Source organism: Halovulum marinum, from assembly GCF_009697225.1.
In the GTDB taxonomy this organism is placed as follows: domain Bacteria; phylum Pseudomonadota; class Alphaproteobacteria; order Rhodobacterales; family Rhodobacteraceae; genus Halovulum; species Halovulum marinum.
The window spans coordinates 370,714-395,682 of record NZ_WIND01000001.1 but is presented as its reverse complement, the minus strand read 5'-3'; the positions used below and the strand labels follow the sequence as shown (position 1 = coordinate 395,682).

The window sequence follows — 24,969 nt, the reverse complement described above, 5'->3', positions numbered from 1 at the left end:
ACGGCGCCGAACCTCCGCAGGAGGGTTTCAGAAGAGGACGCGGCCGATTTCATGCAGCGACGGACCGACGAGGATGATCAGCAGCGGCGGCACGGTGAACATCATCGTGCCCAGCGTCAGCTTCGTCGGCAGCTTGTTGGCCTTTTCCTCGGCGCGCATCACGCGCTTGTCGCGCATCTCGGAGGCGTACACCCGCAGCGCGTCGGCGATCGAGGTGCCGAAGGTCGCCGACTGCACCAGCACGGTGACGAAGGCCGAGATGTCCGAGACGCCGCAGCGCTCGCCCATGTCGCGCAACACGGTCACGCGGTCCTTGCCGGCGCGCATCTCGTTCGAGACGATCTCGAACTCCTCGGCCAGCGTCGGGTAGGACTTCTGCACCTCGGTGGCGACGCGCAGGATCGCCTGGTCCAGCGACTGGCCGGCCTCGACGCAGACCAGCATCAGGTCCAGCGCGTCCGGAAAGCCGTTGGTGATGTCCTCCTGGCGGACCTGCTTGCGCCGTTCCACCCAGTAGTCGGGGGCGTAGTAGCCGATCAGGCCCGGCCCGAGGACGCTGAGGATGACCGTGGTCAGCCCCGGCTCGTCCGGGCGGATCAGCACGGTCAGCGTGCCGACCGCCAGCAGGGTGACGCCGAGCACGAACCGGAACAGGTGATAGGTCGACACCGAGTTGCGCGAGCGGTAGCCGGCCTGCATCAGCTTCAGCCGGGTCTGGCTGAGTTCCTTGGCGTCGGTCGGCTCCAGATAGGGCTTGAACCGCTCCAGCTGGCGACCGCCGCTGTCATAGCGCAGCCGGACCGCGCCGTCCTCCTTGCCCTTCTTCGGCTGGTAGACGCCGGAGCCCTTGAGCTTGTTCAGCGGGTCCGGCTTCGTGCGGAACAGCATCGGGGCCGTCATCAGGATCATCAGGAACCCGAAGAACCCCAGAACGTAAAGCGGCCCGAGCGGTCCCAGGGCCGCGTGGGTGAACTCCCATCCAAGCCTCAGCATTTCCATCCTGCAGCGCCTCTCAGACCTTGATGTTGACCATCATACGCATGAAGATCACGTTGATGAACAGCATGATCGCGACGATGATCGCGGCCGGCACGAAGGCCGTCGTGTTCTTCACATCATCGTAGTAGTCGGGCTGGATCAGCTGGATGAACACCAGCGCCGCCAGCGGGAAGATCGACAGGAACCAGCCGGACCAGCGGGCCTCGGCGGTGATCGCCTTCACCCGGCGGAACAGCTTGAACCGCGCCCGGATCACCTTGGCCAGGCCGTCCAGGATCTCGGCCAGGTTGCCGCCCGACTGGCTCTGGATCGCCACCGCCACCGCCAGGAACTTGACGTCCTGGATGTCGATGCGCTGGGCCATGGTGTTCAGGCTTTCGGTCACCTCCATGCCGTAGGTGCTTTCGTCGACGACGATGCCGAACTCGGTGCCCAGCGGGTCGGGCATCTCCTGCGCCACGATGTTGATCGAGGACGAGAACGGGTGGCCGACGCGCAGGCTGCGCACGATCAGCTCCACCGCGTCGGGCAGCTGTTCCTCGAACAGGGCGATGCGCTTCTTGGCCTTGTTGTTCAGCCACAGGTAAACGGCGCCGTAGCCCATCACCACCGCAAGGCCGATGCGGATCGTCAGCCCGGCGCCGGTGAAGAAGGTCAGGCCCAGAAAGCCGGTGATGCCGATCACCACCATCACGATCAGCAGCCCGGTCGGCGAGAACGCGATGTTCGCCTGCGCCGCCTTGGCGCTGAGCGGCGCCAGCACCGGCAGGCCCTGGTTGCCGGAGTGCTGCTCGCGCTCGCGACGCAGCGTCTCCAGCACCTCTTCGCGCGATTCGCCCTTCTCGAGCAGCTCGAGACGGCGGTTGACCTTGCTCTCGAGGCGCACCGACTTGCCGAAGACAAGCAGGTAGATGCCCTCGATCATGAAGAACACGCCCACGAAGATGGCGGCGTAGATGAGTGGTTCGATGCTCATGCTCTCGTTCCTCCGGGTGCGGCCAGCGCTATGACTGCGGCACCGTGTAGATCGACGCCGGCAGGTCGTAGCCCCACTGCTTGAAGCGCTCGGCGTACTTGGACCGGATGCCGGTCGGCGTGAAGCGTCCCATGATCTGGCCGCCCTCGCCAAGACCCAGCCGCTCGAAACGGAAGATTTCCTGCATCGAGATGATGTCGCCTTCCATCCCCGTCACCTCGGTGATGGACAGCATCCGGCGCGAGCCGTCCTGCAGGCGGCTGACCTGGACGATCAGGTTCACCGCCGAGGCGATCTGCGCGCGCATCGCCTTGATCGGCATCTCGACCCCGGCCATGGCGATCATGTTCTCGAGCCGGCTGACCGCGTCGCGGGCCGAGTTCGCGTGGATCGTGGTCATCGAGCCGTCGTGGCCGGTGTTCATCGCCTGCAGCATGTCGATGACCTCGTTGCCGCGGGTCTCGCCGACGATGATGCGGTCGGGGCGCATGCGCAGCGCGTTGCGGAGCAGGTCGCGCTGGCTGACCTCGCCCTTGCCCTCGACGTTGGGCGGGCGGCTTTCCATCCGGCCGACGTGGATCTGCTGAAGCTGGAGTTCCGCCGTGTCCTCGATGGTCACGATGCGTTCGTGGTCGTCGATGAACGATGACAGCGCGTTCAGGTTGGTGGTCTTGCCCGAGCCGGTTCCGCCCGAGACGATGATGTTCAGCCGGGTCGCGACCGCCGCCTGCAGGTAGGCGGCCATTTCCTCGGTGAATGCGCCGTAGTCGACCAGCTCGTCGATCGACAGCTTGTCCTTGCTGAACTTGCGGATCGACACCAGCGCGCCGTCGACGGCGCAGGGCGGGACCATCGCGTTGAAGCGCGAGCCGTCCTGCAGGCGGGCGTCGACATAGGGGTGGCTTTCGTCGACGCGGCGGCCGACCGCCGAGACGATCTTGTCGATCACGCGCATCAGGTGCCGGTCGTCGCGGAACCGGACCGAGGTCAGTTCAAGCTTGCCCTGACGCTCGACGAAGATCTGCTGCGGCCCGTTGACCAGGATGTCGTTGACGGTCTCGTCCTTCAGCAGCACCTCGAGCGGGCCGAGCCCGGTGATCTCGTCGAACAGATCCTGGGTCATCTGCTCGCTCTCGACGGCGCTGAGCACGACGCCATTCTCGCGCAGGCCCTCGCGCATGATCGAGCCGATCTCGCGGCGCAGGTCCTGTTCCGTCGCCTTTTCCAGCGCGCCCAGGTTCAGCGTCTCCAGCAGCCGCTTGTGCAACTCCATGCGGATGTCGAGCAGACGCTCCTGCCGCTTGGCCTCGCGCTGGATGTCGGCGATCTCGCCGGCGCTCATCGCCTTCTTCGCCTTCTCGACGCGCTGCTTGGTCTTCAGGGCCTTTTCGGCGGGATCGACCTCGATCTTCGGTGGCGCCGGTGCGTCTTGGGCGCGCTGGTAGCGTCGGAACATGCGTAGGACCCTCCGGGCTTACTGGGCGACCGCGGCCTTTTCGGCGATCACGGCGTCGAAAATGGTCTGGGCGATGTTCTTGATCTCGCGCCGCAGCGCGTTCTTCGGGGCGCTCTCGCCCAGCGGCGCCCCCTCGTCGCAGGCCGATGCGACCTGCTTGCCGCCTTCGGGCAGCATGATGTTGATCTCGACGCCCAGGCTTTCGGCCAGGCGCTTGGCGCGGGCCTTGCCGCTCATGTCGGCGAACCCCGGCGCGCGGTTCAGCGCGAACTGCACCTTCTCGTAGGGCAGGTCCTCGGCCTTCAGCGCGCGCAGGAAGCGCAGGCAGTTCTGGGCCGAGCGCATGTCGACCTCCATCACCGCGAAGAACGTCTCGGACATGCGCAGCACCTGATCGAACCAGTGCACCAGTGCCTGTGGCATGTCGATGATCACGAAGTCGTAGGACGCCTGCGCGATCTCGATCAGGCGGGCGATGTCCTCGGGGGCGATGATGTCCAGCGGCAGCGTGTCCATCGGCGCGGTCAGCACCGCAAGCCGGGTCTTGTACGAGGTCAGGGCCGAGGCAAGCGCGTTGTGGTCGATGCTGTCGGGGTCCGAGATCAGCTCGTAGATCGCCTCGCGGCGCGGCAGGTCAAGGTAGGTCGAGACCGAGCCGTACTGGAAGTTGAAGTCGAGGATGCAGACGCGCTTGTCGGTCTTCTTGGTCAGCAGCGCCAGCTCCCAGGCCATGTTGACGGCGAAGGTGCTGGCGCCGACGCCGCCGGAGATGCCGTAGATCGGGATCACCAGGCCGTGCCGCTTGCGCTGCTTGCCCTTCTGCGGCTGGGCGATGTTCTCCTTGACGATCGAGCGCATCTGCGTGATCGAGTCCGCCAGCGCGCCCTCGGCCATCGGGTAGGGGGCGAAGTCGTCGGCCCCGACCTTGAGCAGGCGGTGCAGGGACTGGGGCGAGACGTCCTTGACGATCAGCAGGACCTTGAGGCCGTGGTCGCGCGCCGTCTGGACCACGCGGACCGCGGCGTCCAGCTCCGGCTCTTCGTCCGAGGAGACGGCGACGATGGCGATTTCCAGATCGGCACCGGCGCCGGCCTTGAGCGCGGCCTCGCCGCCCTTCAGCGCCATCGGCGCCCAGCGGCCGGACAGCTCCCGGTCGAGATCCTCGACGAGGGCAGGGAACTCCTGGATGTTCCGCGCGATCACGAAAATTTCGGTTTCGTCCGCCTTAACCTTTAGCAGGCCCATGTCGACACCTCGATTCCAATCGGACACCTGACACGTCCCTTGGGACGGCAGCCGCGGCTGCATGCTGCGCCGCGGGACTCACTACAGGTTTTCAGAAACACCATAGGTCATACCCGAGTCCGATTACACATCCAAAACCCTACAGGGCCTAACAAAACATGATTTTTCGATATCAAAAGTGGCGAAAGTGCGACTCCGGTAAGTGAATCTTGCGTTAACTGGATGTTAGGGAAAATCTGCTGTCCGGCACAGCCAGATTTGTGCCGCTTCCGAGGCCGCGCGCGGCACCGCGCCGACCCGGCGGTCGGGGCCGCGCGCAATGCGGCCGCCGCAAAGGAAAACCGCCGGCCCGAGGGCCGGCGGTTTCGGTTCGCGATCGGAGAGACGGACTTACTGCTCGTCCGCCGAAATGTAGCCCTGGTAGATGTTGTGCGCGACCTTGCCGTCGAAATCGTAGCCCAGGAACCGGCGGTCGAAGCCGACGATCTGGGTGACGGTGCGACGGTTCAGCCGTTCGGGGTTCGGCGTCGCGATCAGCGGTCGGGTTTCGCCCAGCGACGCCACCGCCTCGACCTGTCCGCGGCGCACGCCGCGGGCGATCAGGTAGTTCACCGCAGACTGGGCGCGGCGCAGGCCGAGCCGCTGGTTGTAGGCGTTGGAGCCGACCAGGTCGGTGTGCCCGTAGACGCGGAACTTGATCGCCGGGTTGGCCCGGATCCACGCCGCCTGCTGGTCCAGCGCGGCGCGGGCTTCGGCGTCCAGCGTCGACTGGTTGAAGGCGAAGTTGATCATGTCCGGCGCCGAGGCCCTGAACTGCGCCTGCAGGTCGACCAGCAACTGGCCCTGCAGGCTGACGGCCTGGGCGAGCAGGTTGCTGGTGGTGGCGCCGCCGAACGCGGTGGTGCGCTTCAGGTCGCCGGCCACCTGCCCCTCGCAGCCGGCAAGTACGGCCACGACGCCCAGGACGGTCGTTGTCTTCAGAAGGGATTTCATGTCGCTCACTCCATCACGTAGCCGTAGGAGCCCTGGAAGTCCTGACGTGCCACGTCGCGGACGACCGGAGAGCCTTCGATCGAGCCGTTGAAGAACAGTTCGAGTTCGGTCGGGATCCGCATCCGGTCGGTCGGCAGCGACAGCAGGTCGCCGTCGGTGGGCGAAACCAGGTGCGGGGTGATCATGATGACCAGCTCGCTCTGCCGCCGGGCGAAGCTGGACGAGCGGAACAGCGCTCCCAGCACCGGCACGTCGCTGAGCCAGGGCACCTGGTTCACGTTGTCGGTGAAGTCGTCCTCGAGCAGGCCGGCGATGGCGAAGCTCTGCCCGTCGCGCATCTCGACCACGGTCGAGGCGTTGCGGGTCGAGATCGTCGGCGCGCCTTCGATCACTTCCTCGATGTCGCTGACCTCGGTGGTCAGTTCCAGCCGGATCAGGTCCTCGTCGATCACCGTGGGGGTGAACTGCAGCTGAACGCCGAACGGCTTGAACTCGATCGTGGTCACGCCGTCGCCCGAATCGACCGGGACCGGGAATTCACCGCCCGCCAGGAAGCTGGCGCTTTCGCCGGAGACGGCGACCAGGTTCGGCTCGGCGAGGGTGCGGACCATGCCCTTGTCTTCCAGCGACTGGATCAGCAGGTTCACGGTGAAGTCGCCGAGGTCGAACAGGCTGAGGCCGAAGACACCGGTCGAGGTCGGATCGATCAGGAAGTCGCCCGGGCTGCCGAAGCCCGAATCGACGATGCCCAGCGCCTGGCCGTCGCCGCCGAAGGCGCCGCCGGCGGCGTCGTTGCCGGCGAAGGTCGTGCCCAGGTTGGTGCCGAGCGATTTCGCGACCGTGCGCGACATCTCGGCGAAGCGGACCTTCAGCATCACCTGCTGGGTGCCGCCGACCATCATCAGGTTGGTCACCTGCCCCGGCGCGTAGCGTTCTGCCAGCTCGAGCGCGCGGGAAACCTTGCGGGCCCCGCTGACACGTCCGCTGAGGATCATGCCACCGGCCGCGGCGGTCACCTCGATCGGCTCGTTCGGCAGGATGTCGCGAAGCCGTTCCTTGAACTCGACCAGATCGGGCGTGACCACGACCTCGACGTTGGTGATCAGCTCGCCCTCGGGGCCGAGGATGGTCAGCGTGGTGCGGCCGGGGGTCTTGCCGAGCACATAGATCGTGCGCTCGCCCAGCGTCGCGATGTCGGCGATGGCCGGGTTGGCCACGGAGAGTTCGGCGAACGGACGGTCCGCTTCCATGACGATCGCCCGGTTCACGGACACGGAGATGTTGTCGGAGGTCGCCCCCCGCATCACCTGCAGCACGCTTTGTGCGGACGCATCCGACACAAGAGGTGCCGACAGAACGAACCCCAAGAGGCTCGCCTTTATCAGTCGGTTCCAGTTCATAGTCCTGCCTCTCCAAACGAATGGGTCAGGCGGTCCGCCATACGGTCGTCGCCCATGGTGACAAAAATGTCGGGAAATTCGATTTTACTCAATAATCAATGTCTTGCGGGTGCCACTTGATGTTCCGATGCCACACAGGAATGTTTTTCCCTTGTTTTTCAAGGGGGCAACGCGCTGCAGAGGGGCCTGAAAACCGGCCGATGAGGGACTGCCGGATTTAGGAACATGTCTGAAGTAAGCCGATGTCCGGCGGTTCGGAAAAGAATAGCGCCCGGACAAGGGCCGGGCGCGAAAGAATCTCTGCAGTGTAGGCCGGCCGCGGCGGACGCTCTTTACTGCGTCGCCTCCTCGTCGGGGCAGGGAACCTCGAGAGTGGTGATCTGCAGGCCGCGCCGGATCCGGTTGAAGCACTTCCGCTGCTTCTCGACCTCTACTTCCTGGATTCCGAGCAGGTCGCGCTGGGTGACCTGCAGCGGGCCGAGGATCTCTTCCTCTTCCGAGCCGCGCAGCGACAGCGACAGCTTGCCGGACGCTTGCGCCTGCGCCAGCGTCGCCACGGTGATCGGCGGCACTTCGAGGGTGATCGTGCGCGCCACGGTCGGGCGCCGCGTGTCCTGATCGGCGATCTGGTCGATTGCGATCAGGTCGATGTCCTCGAGCAGCAGCTTGGTGACCGCCTGCCCGCCCTGCGTTCCCGACCAGTAGATGTCCACGCGGTCCCCCGGCTGCAGGAAGCCGGACACGCCGGTCGAGACGTTCACGTTGATGGTGTATGCACGCATGCCCTTGTTCAGCCGCGACGACACGCCCGCGTCCTGGCCGAATCGGGTGACCTTGGTCGCCATGATGATCTCGCCCGGCTCCATCGTGCGGACGATCTGGCGCGGCTCGGTATCCTCGTTGCCGAACAGCGCCTCGAGCGAGGTGAAGGCGGTCTCGGGCACGGCGTCGTTCGGGAACCGGACCTCGACCGCGTCGCCCTCGCGCAACTCCTGCCCGTAGCGCAATTCCCGCGTCGCGAGCAGAACCGGCGTGGTGTCGACGACCTTGCTGGCCTTCGCGCGCAGGACGCTGTTCTCGTATTGCAGGGCGCGGAACTGCTCCATCGCCATGTACACCGCGAATCCGGCGATGCCGATACCGACGAGAAAGACGAGCGCGAAGACGATTCTCATGTTGGAGTCACCCTTGTTTTCCCAGGTCCGTCGGCGGTGCGCGCAAGACGCGGCCGCTGTCCGTGGCGTCGCCCGCCTGCCAGCGGTCACTGGGTGGAGGAGCGGACCTTAGTGTAGATGTCAGATGCGGTCGCGTAAACGCCCCCGCGAATGACACTGATCGCGACCAGCCCGATCGTGACGATCGACGCCGTCAGGACCACCCAGTCGACGGTGACGGCTGCGTCTTCATCTTCCGCGGCGCGTTGCCGAAGGTTTCGTGCAATGTCGAACAGACGCATGGTCCTGCCTCCCGCAACTTGGTGTCGGCGTTGGCGGCGGTTTCAAACCGAACGGGGCAGCCCTTTGTAGGGCTGCCCCGGAAACCCCAGCCCAGCTTTCGATTACTGGGTGATGGCGTCGGTCAGCGACGAGTAGATGTCCGACGCGGCATCGTAGACACCGCCGCGGATGATGTTCAGCACGACCAGGCCGATGCCGACGATGGCTGCGGTCAGCACGACCCAGTCCACGGTCACGGCGCCGTCTTCATCCTTGACGAAGTTCTTCTTCAGCTTGAACAGTTTCATTTAGAGTACCTCCAGGGGGTAGATGATTGCTGCTTATCGCAACGGTTCAATTTCCAGACGCCCGGGCCGTACGTCGTTTCGCCGCCCTGCCGCTTTCCTTCGTTCCGTTCCTTCACAAACGTCGTTACTCAGCGAACACCTGCAATACACGCGAGAAATCGGGCAGAAAAATGACGCGTTGTGGGGATTTGATGATAATTCGCCGGCGAGCACATTATCCGTTAATTCCAGCGCGGTAAGTGAGCTTGCGCCTCGTCGAAGGCGGGGCGGGCGGCAGGGTTCTGCGTGTGCCGCGCCCGATTTGTTGCGGTTTAGACACGTAGAATTTCGGATCTCGGAGAATCGCCGGATTGCACAGGCACGCTGTGTTCGCATAGGAGTAGTAACTAGGCAGGGCGGCGCGCCTTTCAGGGGAGCAATACGTTGCGCGAATTCTTCACCCGTATTGCTTTCGCCATCTGCCTGTCGTTTCCGGTGACGGCCGCGGCCGAGGAACCTTCCGGATTCACCTTCAAGCGCGTGAAGCCGCCGCCGGCCGGGGCCGGAAAGCTGATCACGATCCAGATCGAACCCGTGGTGAAACCGGTGGCGGTGCTGGACCACAAGCCGGATCTGCCGCCCGTCGCGATCGGCATCAGGCGCAAGGCGGTCACCGCCCCGTCCTCCGCCGGCGAGGCATCGTGGTTCTGGGCGCTGATGTCGCCGGCGCTGAGCGATGCGGGTTTCTCGAAGATGTCGCGCGCGGTGCAGGTGCTCGGGGCGCACACCGTCGAATCGGCGGCGATGACGCCGCATCCCGCGCTCGTCGCCAGGATCGTCGAGACCTGGGGCGCGGAGATCCTGAAGGCGACCGCCGGCACCCAGGTGTCGCCGGCGCTGGTGGCGTCGGTGATCGCGATCGAGAGCGCCGGCAACCCGACCGCCAAGAGCCGCGCCGGCGCCGTCGGCCTGATGCAGCTGATGCCGGCGACGGCGCGCCGCTTCGGCGTCACCGACCGGACCGATCCGGCGCAGAGCATCCGCGCCGGCGTCGCCTATCTGGCGTTCCTGCTCGACGAGTTCCGCGGCGACGCGCTGCTGGCCCTGGCCGGCTACAACGCCGGCGAGGGCGCCGTGCGGCGCAACGGCGGCGTACCGAACTACACCGAAACCCGCGCCTATGTGCCAAAGGTCGTCGCGGCCTGGAGCCAGGCGCGCGCGTTGTGCCTGGCGCCGCCGGTCCGGGTGACCGATGGCTGCCTGTTCACCGGACTGGAAATCGCGGCCCGATGAACCGGGTCGACGTCGACACGGCGCCGCCGCTGGTCGCCGACCTTGACGGCACGCTGATCCGCTCGGACACGCTGCTGGAATGCTTCTGGAAGGGGATGGGGGTCGCCCCGGTCAGGACCGTGGCGACCGCGCTGCGGCTGTTCCGCCGCCGCGCCGCGCTGAAGCACGCCCTGGCCGAGATCGCCAGACCCGAGCCCGGAACGATTCCGCTGGACGAGGACGTGATCGCGCTGCTGGCGTCCGCCCGCCAGCAGGGGCGCAAGGTGCATCTGGTGTCGGGTGCGACCCGCGGGCTGGTCGAGGAGATCGCCGGTCTCTACGGCCCGTTCGACGGCATCGACGGGTCGGATCGCGACGGCAACCTGACCGCGCACCGCAAGGCGGCGCGGCTGACCGAACGGTTCGGACACCGGGGGTTCGACTATGTCGGTGATTCGGTCGCGGACATCCCGGTCTGGCAGGCGGCCCGCAAAGGGTTCGTCGCCAGGCCCAGGCCGGCGTTTCTGCGGCTGCTGAAGCTGAAAGGCCTGGAGCCGGCGCCGGTGGGGGCGCCCTGGCGCACGCGCGACCTGTTGCGCGCGCTGCGCCCGCACCAGTGGCTGAAGAACATGCTGCTGTTCCTGCCGCTGATCGCCGCGCACCGGACCGACGCGGCCGGCATCTCGGCGGTCGTGCTGGGGATCGTCGCGTTCTCGGCGCTGGCCTCGTCGATCTACATCGTCAACGACCTGATCGACCTGGACGCCGACCGGCTGCACGAGAGCAAGCGGAACCGGCCGTTCGCCAGCGGCCGGGTGCCGATCAAGATCGGGATGGCGGCCAGCCTGGGGCTGGGGCTGCTGGGCATGGCGCTGGGCGCGGTCCTCGGCGGCTGGATGATGCTGGTGCTGCTGGTCTACCTGGTGTCGACGCTGTCCTACTCGATGCACCTCAAGCGGGTGCGCTGGGTCGACGTGACCATGCTGGCCGGGCTGTACACGCTGCGCGTCGTCGCCGGCGCCGTCGCCGGCGGGGTGGCGGCCTCGGGCTGGCTGTTCGGCTTCATCTTTCCGGTGTTCCTGTCGCTGGGCTGCGTCAAGCGCCTGACCGAGCTATCGCGCGCCCGCGGCGACGGCTTTTTGCCGGGCCGCAGGTACCAGCCGCGAGACCGGGACGACCTGCTGAACGTGTCGATCATTTCGGGCATCGCCTCGGTCACGGTGTTCGTCGCCTATTCGCTCAGCGACACGGCCGCCAGCCTCTACGATCCGGTGCGCGCGCTCTGGGCGGTGGCGCTGCTGCTGTCGGTCTGGCTGGTGCGGATGATCTGGACCGGCTGGAAGGGCCAGCAGGACTACGACCCGATCATCTTCGCGATCACCGACCGGCAGGGCGTGGTGCTGGTCGCGCTGTCCGCGGCGCTGCTGCTTTATTCCGGGACCTGAGCCGTGCGGCTCAGATCTGCAGCTTCTTGAAGATCGGCTCGGGCACCGAGCGGATGATCGCCATGATCCCGGCCCAGAACCACGGCGTGTAGACCACGTTCCGGCGGCGGCGCACGGCGGCGAGGATGTCCTTCGCGACCGCCTCGGGCGCGGCGACCAGGAACATCCCGTCCAGCCCCCAGGTCATCGCGGTGTCGACGAAGCCGGGTTTCACCGTCACCACGTGCACGCCGCTGCGGCCCAGCCGGTTGCGCAGGCCCGACAGCAGGGTGGCGAAGCCGGCCTTGGCGGCGCCGTAGACATGGTTCCCCAGCCGGCCGCGGTCGCCGGCGACCGAGGCCACGCCGACCACGGTGCCGGCGCCGCGGGCCTCCATCAACGGCGCCAGCCGCAGCAGCAGCGTGCCGGTGGCGGTGAAGTTGTCCTGCACCACGCCGGCCAGCAGCGACGGATCGGCCTCGACCTCGGTCTGCGGCGGCATCGCGCCGGCGAACACCGCGACGTTGAACGGCCCCTCCAGCGCGGCGGCGCGGGCGACGAGCGCGGCTTCCGTGCCGGGATCGCGGGTGTCGTAGGCCAGCACCTCGACCGCCTGCGCCCCGCGCAGCCGCAGGTCGGCGGCGTCGCGCTGCAGATCCTCGGTGTCGCGGCCGCACAGCAGCAGCGTCGCGCTGCGCGGCGCGGTGGCGCGCGCCAGCGCGCGGGCCATGGCCGAGCTGGCGCCGACGATGATCCAGGTTTCGGTCATGCGCTGTTCCCCCTGAGCGCCAGCCGGCGCGCGAGATCGGTTTCGAAGACGCCGTCCGGATCGGCCGCGCGCACGCTGGCGCGGAAGCTGTCCAGTTCGGGGTACATCCGCGCGACATGCTCCGGCCGCGCCAGCGAATCCTTGGCCAGGTAGACGCGGCCGCCGGCGTCGGCGGTGCGCTCGACAAGCCGCGCGATCAGCGCGGCGGCGGCGGGCCGGGCGGGAAAGTCGACGGCCAGCGTGTAGCCCTGCATCGGGAACGACAGCGGCCCGGCGCGGCCCGGTCCCATCCGTTTCAGCACCGCCAGCGGCGCGGCCAGCCCCGAGGCCGCGATCTCGGACAGCATCGCCCGCAGCGTGTCGCGGGCGGTGTCGGTCGGCAGCACGCACTGGAACTGGTGGAAGCCGCGCTTGCCGTACAGCCGGTTCCAGCCGGACAGGGAATCGAGCGGAAACAGGAAGCCGGCCAGCGGCCGGCGGCGGCTGCGCCCGGCTGCGGGGATCCGGCGGAAGTAGCGGGTGTTGAACGCGCGGACCACCGCGCCCGAAAGCAGGAAGCCGGGCGCGTCCATCGGGATCGCGCGGTGCTTGCGCGCCGGGACATAGGGTGCGCCGGGCGGCGAGAATTCGGCCTCCTCCAGCACGCCGCGGCCCAGCGCCTCGCCGCTGGCGGTGGCGTCGATCCAGCCGACCTGGAACGGCGCGGTGCTGGCGGCGAAGGCGTCGAGATAGGCGTCGAGGCCGGCGATGCGGCGTTCGCTGACCTCGACGGTTCCGGACGGGCAGGGCGCCAGCCGGATCGCTGCGCTTTCGATCACGCCGGTCAGCCCCATGCCGCCCAGCGTCGCGCGGAACAGCTCGGGCTCGGTGTCCCCGGATACCTCGCGGGGGGTGCCGTCCGGGCCCAGCAGGCGCAGCGATTCGACGTGCTGTCCGAAGCTGCCGATCTGGTGGTGGTTCTTGCCGTGGACGTCGGCGGCGATCGCCCCGCCCAGCGTGACGTGGCCGGTGCCGGGCAGCACCGCGGGCATCCAGCCGCGCGGTGCCATGTGCGCCAGGATGTCCGAAAGCCGAACGCCGGCCTCGGCCTCGAGCACGCCGGTCTGCGGGTCGAACGCCAGCATCCGGTCGAGCCGGGTCATGTCGACCGCCGCGCGGCGGCCCGACAGCGCGGCATCGCCGTAGGAGCGGAGCGCGCCGAGCGCCGGGCCCGGCGTTTCGGCCAGGTGGCGGCGCAGCGCGGCGACCTTCTCGGGGCGGGCGCGGCCGGCATTCGCCGACAGCACGCGCCCCCATCCGGTGTACGGGGCGGAATTAAGCGGCATGCGCTCCTCTCGTTGCGGCGCGGGTGGCCAGGGGGAACATCGCCAGGCCGATGGCGATGGCGAACCAGAGCGTGGTCAGGCGGATCACGGCGGTGGCCGGGATCGACACCGACAGCGGCACGCCCTCGAGCGTCAGCAGCGCGACCATCGCCGCCTCGGCGCCGCCCAGCCCGCCCGGCGCGCCGGTGGCGCCGCCGGTGACCATGGCGATCAGGAAGATCCCGACCGCGGTCCACAGCGAGACCTCGGCGCCCATCCAGCCCAGCAGCAGGTGGAACGACAGCCCCTCGGCCAGCCAGCCGAGACCGCCGAGCGCGAGCGCCGGCAGCACCACCTGCCAGGCCGAGAACGGGCGCAGCGCCTGCGCCGCCCGCCGCGCGCGGCCGAACAGCCGCGGCCAGCGCCCGAGCAGCCGCCAGCCCAGCTCCAGCGCCGCGGTCAGCAGGCTGGCGCGGGTCACCATGATCGCCGCAACCACCGACAGCACGGCCACCGGCAGCCCCCCGGCAAGGCCGGCGGTGCTGAACGCCACGGCCACGGCGGTCAGCAGGCCGATGGCGGCCAGATCGGCGGCGCGGTCGACCACGACCAGCGCGGCGCAGCGTTCCAGCGGGGTGCCGGTCTCCTGCGTGATCCAGCGCAGCCGCACAAGCTCGCCGACCCGGCCGGGGGTGGCGGTCATCGCGAACCCGCCGAGGTAGTGGCGCAGCGTCTGGCGGAACGTGACCGGGATGCGCTGCACCCGGCAGTAGAGCTGCCAGCGCAGCGCGCGCAGCATGTAGTTGGCCAAGGCGAGCAGCAGCAGAAGCGCCACCTGCCCCGGCGTCAGCCGACCGATCGAGGCCCAGGTCTCCTGCCAGCCGGTCGCCGCGGCGAGGCCCGCCAGGCCGAGCACCATCACCGCCACCAGCCCGGCCGTCAGCCAGACGTCGCGCCGCGGGCGGGCGGGATGGGTCGGGTGGGTCGCGTCCGTCATGGCATTCCCGTGCTGCCCGAAGCGGGCCGTTCCGGCAGCGTTACAGGCCGCTTCGGGCAGAACAATGGCAAGACGCGAATATGTTCCGCATCGGCGGCGGCATCCGCGGCGGGTTCAGGTCTGGAACTCGTCGGCCCAGTCCGGGTTGCGGCGGCGCTGGGCGTTGACGAACGGGCACAGCGGCACGATCTTCACGCCCTCGGCACGGGCGTCGGCGACCAGCCGCTCGACCAGCGCCCGGCCGGCGCCGGTGCCGCGCAGCGCGTCGTCGACCTCGGTGTGGTCCGCGATCACCAGTTGCGGCGAGGCGATCGAGAAGGTCAGCTCCGCCGATCCCTGCGGATGACGCAGGACGTAGCGGCCCTTGGATCCGTCGACCTCGCGCGCGATGTCAAATTCGCTCATCCGACGATCGCGGCTTCGGTCGAGGCGCGCGCCTCGTCGGCGGTGACCTCGGGGGCAAGCTCGACGATCTTCAGACCGCCCTCGACCACGTCGAAGACGCCGAGGTTGGTGATGATCCGGTGCACCACGCCTTTGCCGGTCAGCGGCAGCGTGCATTCCTTCAGCAGCTTCGGCTCGCCGGCCTTGTTGGTGTGGTCCATGATCACCACCACGCGCTTGACGCCGGCGACCAGGTCCATCGCGCCGCCCATGCCCTTGACCAGCTTGCCGGGGATCATCCAGTTCGCCAGGTCGCCGTTCTCGGCCACCTCCATCGCGCCGAGGATCGCCATGTCGATATGACCGCCACGGATCATCGCGAAGCTGTCGGCGGAGGAGAAATACGAAGTCCGGTCCAGCTCGGTGATGGTCTGCTTGCCGGCGTTGATCAGGTCCGGGTCGATGGTGTCCTCGGTCGGGAACGGACCCATGCCCAGCATCCCGTTCTCGGACTGCAGCGTCACGTCGATGCCGTCCGGGATGTAGTTCGACACCAGCGTCGGGATCCCGATCCCGAGGTTGACGTACATGCCGTCCTGCAGCTCCTGCGCGGCGCGGGCGGCCATCTGATTGCGGTCCCAGGGCATCAACATTCTCCCGTCGCGTGAATCTTCGGTTGCGGTTGCATCGGATCGCCGAGCGCGCCCTCGGGCGCGCCGGCGAAATAGTGCTGCAGGCACAGCGCGCCGTAGTCGGCGTTCATGTGCACGTAGTCCTCGTCGGAATGTTCCGGCCCGCGCAACCCGCGGGAGCCGACGCCGTACTCGGCCCTGGTCATGCCGAACGGCCGGCGCGCCTCGGCCGGCGGGCGCAGCACGGCGATGCCGTGGTCGGCGAACACCTCGGCCATCTGGTCGAAGAACGCCTCGAACGCGGTATCGACACCGTCGTCGCGCGCGGTCAGCGCGTTCCAGACCTCCATCTTCGGCGCGCTCAGCGCGGATTCCGAGCGGAACGGCATCAGCAGGACGGTCAGCGCCGGCTTGCGCCAGCCGCGCCATTGCGCGTCGGGCAGGAATCCGGCGGCGAGGTCGCGGCAGACCGCGGCGAACGCGCGCCGCGACATCCGGCGGTCGGCGCCCGCCACGCGGATGTCGTCGATGTCCTGGTCCGCCAGGATGCGCCCGATTTCCTGCATCGGCCACCTGAACCCGGCCCAGAGCACGGTGTCCGAATTATGCAGATCGGCGGAAAGCGTGCCGTTGATCTTCATCAGCGTGTTCCGCACCTGCGGCACGCGCGCGGCGACGGCGTCCGGCAGGTAGAGCCGATGGCGGTCGTCGAGGTGAAGCCGCTCGAACAGCGGCCGGGTCGCGGCGAAGAATTCCATCTCCTCGTCGGGGAAACGGTCCGCGACCGTCTGCCAGCCCTCGCGAATGGCACCGACGTGCGATGTGCCGATGACATGGGTGCGCCTCATCGGGAAAACGCCTCCAGCAGGACTTCCTCGCACACCACGTCTTCCGTCCGGTCCTCGCGCCTGCGCCGCCGCTGGCGCCGCGGCTCGTCGGGCTCGGGCTCGGGCGCGTCGCCGATGCCGTGTGCGGCGCGGAAGGCGCCCATCGCGGTTTCGACGCCCTGCGGCGCGACATTGCGCAGGTTCGCCTCGTAGTACGCGCCGCGCGCGTTCTGCGAGGTGATGATCTCGAACGACGGGAAGTAGTCGACGTCCTCGAACCGCTCGGTCAGCATGCCGCAGACCGCCCGCAGCACCGACTTGGAGTAGCAGCTTGCAACCTCGACATGCTGTCCGGTGGCGGTCGCGGTCAGCGGCACCGGGGACACGGTGACCAGGAAACGGGCGTCCGGCCGGGACTGCCTGAGCGTCTCGCGGAAGGTGCAGAAATCCGCGAGCACCGCGGGCACGTCGAAGTTGCGGAACGCGAATTGCTGCGGATCAAAGCTGCCGGCGATGGTGCCGGGCGCGGTCGGGTAGACGGTGCCGCTGTCGCGGTGGCACCAGGCTTCGGTCAGGCCGAAGGTGAACACGAACAGGTCCGCGCTCCGGAACGCCTTGCGCACGCAGGTCAGGTGCGCCTCGCGGTGGCGCAGCACCAGCGCCTCGCTCTCCAGCCCGTCGGGCTCGACGCCGGGGCGCTGCGCGTCCACGAACCGATCGCCCTTGCGCCACACCGGCAGCGCCGGGCTCAGGGCGCCGTCCGCCTCGGCCTGCAGCTGCGCCAGCTGCCGCGCGGTGTAGATGTTGCCGTAGCGCGCGGAAAACAGGCGGTAGCCGTAGCGGCGCGCGGTCTCGTCGCGCACGCGTGCCGGCAGCGGCTCGAAGTCCATCACGTTGAAGCCCGAGGTCCGCAGCGCGCGGCCGACGTGCTGGGCGAAGCAGCTGCCGGCGGTGACGATGCGCATGTCGCGGGTCACCGGAAACCGCGGCCGGTACAGATCGCCCGGATCCAGCGGCGCGCGCTCGGCGACCGCCGAACGCCAGTAGGCGCGCGGCGGCAGGTCGCGATACGGGGAAGCGGGACGATCCACCTGCCGCCCCTACGAGGCTTCGCGCAGGGTGCGTTTCTCGATGCGCTTCTCGTGCTCGCCCTGGACGATGCGGTCGACGAAGATGCCCGGGGTGTGGATGTTGTCCGGATCGAGGCTGCCGACGGGGACGATCTGCTCGACCTCGGCGATGCAGATCCGGCCGCAGGTGGCGGCGTCCGGATTGAAGTTCCGCGCGGTCTTGCGGTAGACCAGATTGCCCTGCGCGTCGCCCTTCCAGGCCTTCACGATCGCCAGGTCGGCGAAGATGCCGCGCTCCAGGATGTAGTCCTGGCCGTCGAACTGCTTCACCTCCTTGCCGTCGGCGATCTGGGTGCCGACGCCGGTCTTGGTGTAGAAGCCGGGGATGCCCGCGCCGCCGGCGCGCATGCGCTCGGCCAGGGTGCCCTGCGGGTTGAACTCGAGCTCCAGCTCGCCCGACAGGTACTGGCGCATGAACTCGGCGTTCTCGCCGACATAGGACGAGATCATCTTCCTCACCTGCCGGGTCTGCAGCAGCAGCCCGAGGCCGAAGTCGTCCACACCGGCGTTGTTCGACGCGACGGTCAGATCCTTGACGCCCGAGTCGCGGATGCCCGCGATCAGCAGTTCGGGGATGCCGCACAGGCCGAACCCTCCGGCCGCGATGAGCATCCCGTCCTGCAGCAAGCCGTCGAGGGCCGCGGCCGCCGAGTCGTAGACCTTGTGCATCTGTTCGATTCCCCTTTGGTGCCGCTCGTCGTGGCCGACTTTCTGCACCTGCGAAGAAGGCGTCAACCCCTGTCGGGGCCGGTCAGCCGCCGCGCAGGTGCGGCGCGCGCTCGGCGATCCGGCGCAGCGCCACCCGCGGGGCCGAGAAAACACGGCTTCCGGGCGACGCCACCTGCGCCATCTGCGGGTTCGCCAGCACGACCAGGTCGGCGGTGCTGTTCCCGATCGCGTCCCGGATCGCCCGGTCGTGCCCGATCCGGTCGCCGGCCAGCAGGCGCTGGTGCGCGTCGGGCACCGCAATCAGCCGGACCGAGGCCGCCCCCACGGTCGCCCCGAACAGCCGGCCGACGGCGAAGGTGTCGGCCGGATCGGAGTGCAGCACGTCGACGTGCTTGCCCTGCGCGCGCGCCGCCAGTTCCTCGGCCAGCAGCACGTCCGCGGCCAGGCCCGGGCCGGCGGCGCGCGCCAGGTGCAGGCTGGTCAGCAGCACGGCGTCATTGCCGGCGCCGATCCGCTGCAGGTGCATGCGCAGTTCCTCGGCCAGCCCGTCGTCGATGCCCGCGGTGCGGGCCCGGTGCTCGAGATCGGTGCGCAGGTGGTGCGTCAGCCGCATGCCCTTGGGCGCCGCCGCCTCGTAGGCGGCGATGCTGGCGAGCGAGGTGTGCAGGCACGAGACGCGCAAGCGGAACTCCATTTCGGCGTCGGCCGGTCGGAAAACGCGGGAAGCGCCGCGTCCGGGGCCGCGACGACCGTCATGCGGGTGCGGCGGGGCGGCGCTGTGACGCGAATGGGGTGATTTGCGGTCCGACCGGGGGCCGAATGTGCCGCTCAGAGCGGTGGATCGAGCGCCGCGATCATGCCGTCGAGGCGGGCGTCGAACGCGGCCTGCACATCCGCCGCGGGCTGGTGCGCGGCGATCCGCGCCTGCAGCGGGTCAGGGGCGGCGATCGCGGATCCCGACAGCTGCTGCAGCACCGCGTGGCCGCAGAACGGCACGTGCAGCTCGGAATAGCCGCCCTCGTGGACCATCGCCAGCCGCCCGTCGCACAGCCGGTCGGCGGCGTCCATCACCGTCGCGGTCATGTGCCGGAAGGTCTCGGCGCTGCACAGCATCCGCGCCAGCGGGTCGACCCCCGAGGCGTCGAAGCCGCAGGCAACGACGATCAGCTCCGGTCCGAAGGCGTCGAGCGCCGGAACCACCGCGCGTTCCATCGTCGCCAGATAGCTCGCGTGGCCGGCGCCCGGCGGCAGCGGCAGGTTCAGGTTGGCGCCCAGCCCGGCGCCGCGGCCGCGGTCCGCGCTGTCGCCGGTGTCGAGCGGGTAGTTCCGTTCCTGGTGCAGCGAGATCGTCAGCACGTCCGGATCGTCGAGAAAGATCGCCTCGGTGCCGTTGCCGTGGTGCACGTCCCAGTCGACGACCGCGATGCGCCGCGCCAGACCCTGCGCCTGCACCGCGCGAATCGCGATGGCGATGTTGGCCAGCAGGCAGAAGCCGTTGGACCAGTCCGGCAGGCAGTGGTGCCCGGGCGGGCGCGACAGCGCATAGGCGTTGTCGGCCTCGCCGCGCAGCACCGCGGTCAGCGCGGCGACCGCCAGCCCCGCCGAAAGCGCGGCAAGCTCGTAGCCGCCGGGCCCGAACGGCGTGCGCAGGCCGATCTCGCCGCCGCCCGCGTCGGAGCGCGCCTTGAAGGCGTCGAGATAGGCGGCCGGGTGGACACGCAGCAACTGCGCGCGCGACGCCGGCTCGGCGCCGCGCATCAGCAGGTCCCGCTCCAGCCCGGTGGCGCGCAGCAGGTTCACCAGCCGTCGCTTGGTCTCGGGGCCTTCGGGATGGCCGCCGGCGGCGAACGGCTGCACCAGGCCGCCCGCCGGCACGGTCAGCGCATAGGTCCCGCCGCCGTGCCAGAGACAGCGCTCGTCCCAGAAAAAGCCGGTGCGGCGCATCGCTTCCGGCTCAGGCCGCCAGCAGGGTTTCGATCTCGGCGCGCAGCGCCTCGACCTCGCGGCTTGCGGCGGATCGTGCGGCCAGGCCCAGCGCCGTCGTCCCCGCGGCCAGCCCGTTGGCGAAGGCGACGCGGTTGCCCAGCGTGCTGTCCAGCACCGTCGCGCCGTCCTGCTCCAGCTTCTGCCGGATCGCGTCCGCCGCCCCGCCGCGCGGCGGCACCCGGTTCAGCAGCACCCGCGCCGGGGTCTTCTCGCGGCCGGCCATCTGCAGCACCGGCGCCGTCGCCCAGGCGTCCAGCACCGAGGGCTGGCATGGCACCAGCACCAGGTGCGAGGCGCGCAGCGCCGCCTCGAGCAGGTTCGAGGCGTTGCCGGGGCAGTCGATCAGCGTCACGTCGTGCTTGCGGGCCAGATCGCCGATGTCCGAGCCGGCGCGCCAGCCGGCGCTTTCGATACAGGTGAACGGGTGCGCGTCCTGGTGCGCGACCCACTGCGCCAGCGACCGCTGCGGATCCAGGTCCGCCAGCCCGACCGAGCGCCCGGCGCGCGCCCATGCATGGGCGAGATGCGCCAGCACCGTGGTCTTGCCGGCGCCGCCCTTCTGCTGCGCGAACGCGATGATCATGCCAAGGGTCCTTCCCACTTTCCCGGCAGACAGCAGCACAAGCCCGCGCCGCGCGCAAGCGGCTCAGCCGCGCGCCGCGGGCAGGGCGATCGGTTCGGCGTGCGGCACCGGCGTCGCGAAGGCCTGCGCGAAGTCGGCCTGCCCGGCGGCGATCAGCGCCGCCCGGATCGGGCCGGCATGGGTGACGACGGCGGCATCCTCCAGCCCCGCGAGGGCTTCGACGACGCGGCGCTGTAGATCGACGAAACGCTCGCCCCCCGGAGGCGCGCGGTGCACGGGATCCTCGGCCCAGGGGTCGCTTTCGCCGCGCGGGATCGCGGACCACGGGCGCCCCTCCCAGTCGCCGAAGTCCAGCTCCAGTAGCCGGGGATCCCAGGTCGGCGCGCCCAGCCCGTGTGCCCTGCACAGCGCCTGGGCCAGGCCGCGGCAGCGGATCGCGGGGCTGGCGACCACCCGCCGCGGCGGCGGCGTCAGCGCCACCGCGCGCGCGATCTGGCCCGCGTGTCCCGCGGCAAGCCGCACCTCGGCGCGGCCATAGCAGATCCCCCTGACCGAGACGCTGGGATGACGCAGCAGGGTCAGCCCCATGCCGCCGCCAGCACCAGCAGCACGGCGGCCTGCACCACCTGTTCGGTCGCGCCCAGCCCGTCGCCGGTGTGCCCGCCCAGGCTGCGGACCAGCCGCCAGCTGATCGCCGCCCAGCCGATCGCGGCGGCGGCGATCGCCAGCACGCCGGTCAGCCCACCGAGAAGCAGCGCCGCGACGCAGGCAAGCCCCACCGTCAGCGCCAGCGCCCGCGGATCGTGGTCGCGGCCGTCCTGTGCCAGCCCGGCGGGGCGGGCGTAGGGCAGCGTGCCGAGGCTGAGCGATATCGCTGCGCGCGACAGGATGTTGGCGATCGCCAGCGCCGCCAGGCCGGCCGCGGGCGCCAGCGCCGCCAGCGCCGCCGTGCGCAGCAGCAGCGACAGGCCCAGCGCCAGCGCCCCGTGCGCGCCGATCCGGCTGTCGCGCATGATCTCCAGCGCGCGCGCGCGCCCGGCGCCGCTGCCCAGCCCGTCGGCGAGGTCGGCCAGCCCGTCCTCGTGCAGACCGCCGGTCAGCAGCGCCTGCACCGTCAGCGCCAGTCCGGCGGCGGCCAGCGGCGGCAGGCCGATGGCGCTTGCCAGCCACCAGGCCGCGCCCGCCAGCACCCCCACCACCAGCCCGGCCAGCGGGAACCAGCGCGCGGCGCGCGCCAGGCTCCAGTCGCCGATCCCGCCCGCCGGCACCGGCAGCCGGGTCAGGAAACGGAGCGCGTTGAGGGCGTGGTGGAACTCGGTTCCGGCGGGAGGCATCGGCGGGCGGTCCTTGGGGATCGACTTGGACGGGCTGCGCGATACAGTCGCGACACGGGCGGGCGGCACGGCAGCATCGGCCGGGCGAGGGATCACTGAAGGCAGCGGAGCGGGGAATGTCAACGCGAGGCGCGATGGCTGCCGAGATCGGCGCGCTGCTGGACGGCACTGGGCTGCTGCAGGTGCGGGTGAGCGCCGGCGCCGGGCGCGACGCGGTGGCGGCCTGCGGCGATCGCCTGGCGGTGCGGGTCACCGCCCCGGCCGAGGGCGGCAGGGCGAACGCGGCGGTGATCCGGCTGATCGCGCGGGCCCTGGGATGCCCGAAGTCGGCGCTGGAGCTGGTGCGCGGCGCGGCCGCCCGCGACAAGGTCTTCCGGGTGCGGGATCAGCCCCCCGCCGGGCGGCGCACATAGGCGCCCTCGGGCAGGTCGAGCGCGGCGCGCAGGTCCTCGACCTGCGCCATGGTCAGCACCACGCGCATCACCTCGCCGCTCTGCACGTCCAGCTGCTCGAGCGTCACCGAATCGTCGAAGCAGGTGATGGTGACGTCCTCGGCGCCCGGGGTCGCGTTGTCGTCGACCAGGGTGATGACCGACGCGTCGAATTCGTGCTCGATGGTAAACATGCGGCCGAGCCTATGCGCTGATCCGCGCTTTGCAAGCCCGCACATCACGCAGCATCTTTGCCAGCGCGGCGCCACGGAATATCTGATGGGGATAAGGCCAATGAACAGGAATCGAGAATGACCCGGATATTCGCCGTCCTGACCCTGCTGCTGGCAGGCTGCGCCCCGGTGGTGGTGCAGACCGGCGGGCCGCAGACCGTGCGTCCGCAGCAGACCAGCCGCACGGCCACCGCCGCCGAGGTGCAGCGCAGGCTCGACAGCTTTTCCGGCGTCGTGCGCCGGGTCGAGCCGGTCGCCGAGTCGACCTGCCGCGCGCGCAACCCGCGGATGAACTGCGATTTCAGGATCGTCGTCGATCAAAGCCGCAACGCCCCGCCCAACGCCTACCAGACGGTCGAGAACGGCCGGCCGGTGCTGATCTTCACCCTGCCGCTGATCGTCGACGCGCAGAACTCGGACGAGCTGGCGTTCATCATGGGCCACGAGGCCGCGCACCACATCCGCGGCCACATTCCGCGGGCGCAGGCCACCGCGACCGCGGGCGCCGCGATCGGCGCGATCCTGGCCACCGTCGTCGGCGCGGACACCTCCGGCGTCGACACCGCCGGCCAGCTGGGCGGCTTCGTCGGCTCGCGGCGGTTCTCGAAGGATTTCGAGCTGCAGGCGGATTCGCTGGGCGCGCAGATCGCGCAGCGGGCGGGTTTCAATCCGATCCGCGGCGCCGAATACTTCACCCGCATCCCCGACCCCGGCAACCGCTTCCTGGGCAGCCACCCGCCCAACGCGGACCGGATGGATGCCGTGCGGCGGTCGGTGGGGCGCTGAACCCTCAGCCGGCCAGCCGGCCCCAGAGGTCGTAGTCGCCGGACTCGTCCACCACGACCTCGACCATGTCGCCGGGGGCGAGGGCCTCGAAGCCCTCGTCGATGAACAGGTTGCCGTCGATCTCGGGCGCGTCGGCCATGGTGCGGCAGGTCGCGGCCTCGGCGTCGACCTCGTCGACGATCACGGTCATGCGCCGGCCGACCCTGGCCGCCAGCTTCTCGGCCGAGATCGCCTGCGCGACCTCCATGAACCGGTTCCAGCGGTCCTGCCTGACCTCGGCCGGCACATGGCCGGGCAGATCGTTCGAGCGGGCGCCGGCGACGTTCTCGTACTGGAAGCAGCCGACCCGATCGAGCCGCGCCTCGCCCAGCCAGTCCAGCAGGTACCGGAACTCTTCCTCGGTCTCGCCGGGATAGCCGACGATGAAGGTCGAGCGCAGGGTGATGTCCGGGCAATCGGCGCGCCAGCGGGCGATCTCGGCCAGGGTGTCGGCGCTTTTCGCCGGGCGGGCCATGCGCCGCAGCACATCCGGGTGGGCGTGCTGGAACGGGATGTCCAGGTAGGGCAGCACGCCGTTCGCCGGATCGGCCATCAGCGGGATCAGCTGGCGCACATGCGGGTAGGGATAGACGTAGTGCAGCCGCACCCAGGCGCCCAGCCGGCCCAGCTCGCGCGCCAGGTCGGTGACGTGGCTGCGCACCTCGCCGTCCTTCCACGGATGCGCGTCGTGCTTGCGGTCCACGCCGTAGGCCGAGGTGTCCTGGCTGATCACCAGCAGCTCCTTCACCCCGGCCGCGACCAGCTTCTCGGCCTCGCGCAGCACCGCGTGCGCGGGGCGCGAGACCAGCCGGCCGCGCATGTCGGGGATGATGCAGAACCTGCACTTGTGGTTACAGCCCTCCGAGATCTTCACATAGCTGTAGTGCCGGGGCGTCAGCGACACGCCGCGCGCGGGCAGCAGGTCGATGAACGGGTCGGGCGCCGGCGGCACCGCGGCGTGGACCGCGTCCAGCACCTGCTCGTACTGCTGCGGCCCGGTGACCGCCAGCACCGACGGGTGCGCGCCGGTGATGTAGTCCGGCTCGGCGCCCAGGCAGCCGGTGACGATGACGCGGCCATTCTCGCTCAGCGCCTCGCCGATCGCCTCCAAGCTCTCGGCCTTGGCGCTGTCGAGAAAGCCGCAGGTGTTCACGATCACGGCCTCGGCGCCGGCGTAGTCGGGCGAGATCGCATAGCCCTCGGCGCGCAGCCGGGTCAGGATCCGCTCGCTGTCGACCAGCGCCTTCGGGCAGCCCAGGCTGACCATGCCGATGCGCGGCTGACCCTGCCGCGGGGCGGGCTCGGTCAGGCGGGCGGCGGCCAGGTCGGGGCGCAGATCGGGCGGGTTGGTGCTCATCCCGCGCGCAGTATCCGCTT

At 69.6% G+C, this 24,969-nt stretch carries 28 protein-coding genes; 4 read left to right on the top strand and 24 right to left on the bottom strand.

Features of this window, described 5'->3' with window-relative positions; translation table 11 throughout:
- Positions 1–27 precede the first annotated feature (27 nt).
- The 9 genes from GE300_RS02045 to GE300_RS02005 form a co-directional block, all read right to left on the bottom strand.
- Positions 28–993 carry a type II secretion system F family protein gene (locus GE300_RS02045; RefSeq protein WP_325063059.1) on the bottom strand — a complete coding sequence of 322 codons (966 nt, stop codon included), beginning with the start codon at positions 991–993 and terminating at the stop codon, positions 28–30.
- 19 nt (positions 994–1,012) lie between these two features.
- Positions 1,013–1,975 (bottom strand): type II secretion system F family protein, encoded by a 963-nt coding sequence (locus GE300_RS02040; RefSeq protein WP_154444414.1) that lies wholly within the window; start codon positions 1,973–1,975, stop codon positions 1,013–1,015.
- Between the two features lie 28 nt (positions 1,976–2,003).
- Positions 2,004–3,431 carry a CpaF family protein gene (locus tag GE300_RS02035; RefSeq protein ID WP_154444412.1) on the bottom strand — a complete coding sequence of 476 codons (1,428 nt, stop codon included), beginning with the start codon at positions 3,429–3,431 and terminating at the stop codon, positions 2,004–2,006.
- Between the two features lie 18 nt (positions 3,432–3,449).
- Complete coding sequence (locus GE300_RS02030; RefSeq protein WP_154444410.1) at positions 3,450–4,676, bottom strand: AAA family ATPase; 1,227 nt, start codon at positions 4,674–4,676, stop codon at positions 3,450–3,452.
- 390 nt (positions 4,677–5,066) lie between these two features.
- Positions 5,067–5,669 (bottom strand): OmpA family protein, encoded by a 603-nt coding sequence (locus tag GE300_RS02025; RefSeq protein ID WP_154444408.1) that lies wholly within the window; start codon positions 5,667–5,669, stop codon positions 5,067–5,069.
- 5 nt (positions 5,670–5,674) lie between these two features.
- Positions 5,675–7,069, bottom strand: a complete 1,395-nt coding sequence (locus GE300_RS02020; protein ID WP_154444406.1) for a type II and III secretion system protein family protein — start codon at positions 7,067–7,069, stop codon at positions 5,675–5,677.
- Between the two features lie 332 nt (positions 7,070–7,401).
- Positions 7,402–8,244: a Flp pilus assembly protein CpaB gene (cpaB, locus tag GE300_RS02015; protein ID WP_154444404.1), complete on the bottom strand. Its 843-nt coding sequence runs from the start codon at positions 8,242–8,244 to the stop codon at positions 7,402–7,404.
- 86 nt (positions 8,245–8,330) lie between these two features.
- On the bottom strand, positions 8,331–8,525 hold the full coding sequence (locus GE300_RS02010) for a pilus assembly protein (protein ID WP_154444401.1): 195 nt from the start codon (positions 8,523–8,525) through the stop codon (positions 8,331–8,333).
- A 102-nt stretch (positions 8,526–8,627) separates the two neighbouring features.
- Positions 8,628–8,813, bottom strand: coding sequence for a Flp family type IVb pilin (locus tag GE300_RS02005; protein WP_154444399.1), 186 nt, complete (start codon positions 8,811–8,813; stop codon positions 8,628–8,630).
- A 423-nt stretch (positions 8,814–9,236) separates the two neighbouring features.
- Here GE300_RS02005 and GE300_RS02000 point away from each other — a divergent pair, with 423 nt between their 5' ends.
- Complete coding sequence (locus GE300_RS02000) at positions 9,237–10,085, top strand: lytic transglycosylase domain-containing protein (RefSeq protein ID WP_154444397.1); 849 nt, start codon at positions 9,237–9,239, stop codon at positions 10,083–10,085.
- Complete coding sequence (locus GE300_RS01995) at positions 10,082–11,509, top strand: UbiA family prenyltransferase (protein WP_154444395.1); 1,428 nt, start codon at positions 10,082–10,084, stop codon at positions 11,507–11,509. The genes GE300_RS02000 and GE300_RS01995 overlap by 4 nt, the downstream gene beginning before the upstream one ends.
- Positions 11,510–11,519: 10 nt before the next feature.
- Here the strand turns inward: GE300_RS01995 and GE300_RS01990 are convergent, their stop codons facing one another.
- The 13 genes from GE300_RS01990 to cobS all read right to left on the bottom strand — a co-directional run bounded on the left by GE300_RS01990 (position 11,520) and on the right by cobS (position 22,103).
- Positions 11,520–12,257, bottom strand: a complete 738-nt coding sequence (locus tag GE300_RS01990; protein WP_154444393.1) for an SDR family oxidoreductase — start codon at positions 12,255–12,257, stop codon at positions 11,520–11,522.
- Positions 12,254–13,582 carry an FAD-binding oxidoreductase gene (locus GE300_RS01985; protein WP_154444391.1) on the bottom strand — a complete coding sequence of 443 codons (1,329 nt, stop codon included), beginning with the start codon at positions 13,580–13,582 and terminating at the stop codon, positions 12,254–12,256. Before GE300_RS01985 ends, GE300_RS01990 begins: the two co-directional genes overlap by 4 nt.
- The gene (locus GE300_RS01980; protein ID WP_154444389.1) at positions 13,572–14,558 is read right to left on the bottom strand and encodes a lysylphosphatidylglycerol synthase transmembrane domain-containing protein; all 987 of its coding nucleotides are present in this window, start codon (positions 14,556–14,558) and stop codon (positions 13,572–13,574) included. Before GE300_RS01980 ends, GE300_RS01985 begins: the two co-directional genes overlap by 11 nt.
- Before the next feature lie 114 nt (positions 14,559–14,672).
- Entirely contained in the window at positions 14,673–14,963 is a 291-nt protein-coding gene (locus tag GE300_RS01975) for a GNAT family N-acetyltransferase (RefSeq protein ID WP_154444387.1), read from the bottom strand.
- Positions 14,960–15,589 (bottom strand): CoA transferase subunit B, encoded by a 630-nt coding sequence (locus tag GE300_RS01970; RefSeq protein ID WP_154444385.1) that lies wholly within the window; start codon positions 15,587–15,589, stop codon positions 14,960–14,962. Before GE300_RS01970 ends, GE300_RS01975 begins: the two co-directional genes overlap by 4 nt.
- The gene (locus GE300_RS01965) at positions 15,589–16,422 is read right to left on the bottom strand and encodes a hypothetical protein (protein WP_154444383.1); all 834 of its coding nucleotides are present in this window, start codon (positions 16,420–16,422) and stop codon (positions 15,589–15,591) included. The genes GE300_RS01970 and GE300_RS01965 overlap by 1 nt, the downstream gene beginning before the upstream one ends.
- Positions 16,419–17,492, bottom strand: a complete 1,074-nt coding sequence (locus GE300_RS01960) for a GSCFA domain-containing protein (protein WP_325063058.1) — start codon at positions 17,490–17,492, stop codon at positions 16,419–16,421. The genes GE300_RS01965 and GE300_RS01960 overlap by 4 nt, the downstream gene beginning before the upstream one ends.
- A gap of 9 nt (positions 17,493–17,501) precedes the next feature.
- Entirely contained in the window at positions 17,502–18,200 is a 699-nt protein-coding gene (locus GE300_RS01955; protein WP_154444381.1) for a CoA transferase subunit A, read from the bottom strand.
- 82 nt (positions 18,201–18,282) lie between these two features.
- Positions 18,283–18,894, bottom strand: a complete 612-nt coding sequence (locus tag GE300_RS01950; RefSeq protein ID WP_154444378.1) for a hypothetical protein — start codon at positions 18,892–18,894, stop codon at positions 18,283–18,285.
- A 134-nt stretch (positions 18,895–19,028) separates the two neighbouring features.
- The gene (locus GE300_RS01945) at positions 19,029–20,144 is read right to left on the bottom strand and encodes a class II histone deacetylase (RefSeq protein ID WP_154444376.1); all 1,116 of its coding nucleotides are present in this window, start codon (positions 20,142–20,144) and stop codon (positions 19,029–19,031) included.
- Between the two features lie 10 nt (positions 20,145–20,154).
- Positions 20,155–20,769, bottom strand: a complete 615-nt coding sequence (gene parA, locus GE300_RS01940; protein ID WP_154444374.1) for a ParA family partition ATPase — start codon at positions 20,767–20,769, stop codon at positions 20,155–20,157.
- Between the two features lie 63 nt (positions 20,770–20,832).
- Positions 20,833–21,357, bottom strand: coding sequence for a histidine phosphatase family protein (locus GE300_RS01935; RefSeq protein WP_154444372.1), 525 nt, complete (start codon positions 21,355–21,357; stop codon positions 20,833–20,835).
- Positions 21,348–22,103, bottom strand: a complete 756-nt coding sequence (gene cobS / locus GE300_RS01930; protein ID WP_154444370.1) for an adenosylcobinamide-GDP ribazoletransferase — start codon at positions 22,101–22,103, stop codon at positions 21,348–21,350. The genes GE300_RS01935 and cobS overlap by 10 nt, the downstream gene beginning before the upstream one ends.
- Before the next feature lie 116 nt (positions 22,104–22,219).
- On the opposite strand from cobS, the gene GE300_RS01925 reads away from it, so the two are divergent.
- Complete coding sequence (locus tag GE300_RS01925; RefSeq protein ID WP_233416705.1) at positions 22,220–22,516, top strand: DUF167 domain-containing protein; 297 nt, start codon at positions 22,220–22,222, stop codon at positions 22,514–22,516.
- On the opposite strand, the gene GE300_RS01920 is transcribed toward GE300_RS01925, so the two are convergent.
- Positions 22,489–22,728 carry a hypothetical protein gene (locus GE300_RS01920; RefSeq protein ID WP_154444368.1) on the bottom strand — a complete coding sequence of 80 codons (240 nt, stop codon included), beginning with the start codon at positions 22,726–22,728 and terminating at the stop codon, positions 22,489–22,491. The genes GE300_RS01925 and GE300_RS01920 overlap by 28 nt on opposite strands.
- A gap of 117 nt (positions 22,729–22,845) precedes the next feature.
- On the opposite strand from GE300_RS01920, the gene GE300_RS01915 reads away from it, so the two are divergent.
- On the top strand, positions 22,846–23,553 hold the full coding sequence (locus GE300_RS01915; RefSeq protein ID WP_154444366.1) for a M48 family metallopeptidase: 708 nt from the start codon (positions 22,846–22,848) through the stop codon (positions 23,551–23,553).
- Positions 23,554–23,557: 4 nt separating this feature from the next.
- Here GE300_RS01915 and rimO read toward each other — a convergent pair whose 3' ends face one another.
- The gene (gene rimO, locus GE300_RS01910) at positions 23,558–24,949 is read right to left on the bottom strand and encodes a 30S ribosomal protein S12 methylthiotransferase RimO (protein ID WP_154444364.1); all 1,392 of its coding nucleotides are present in this window, start codon (positions 24,947–24,949) and stop codon (positions 23,558–23,560) included.
- Between the last annotated feature and the right edge of the window lie 20 nt (positions 24,950–24,969).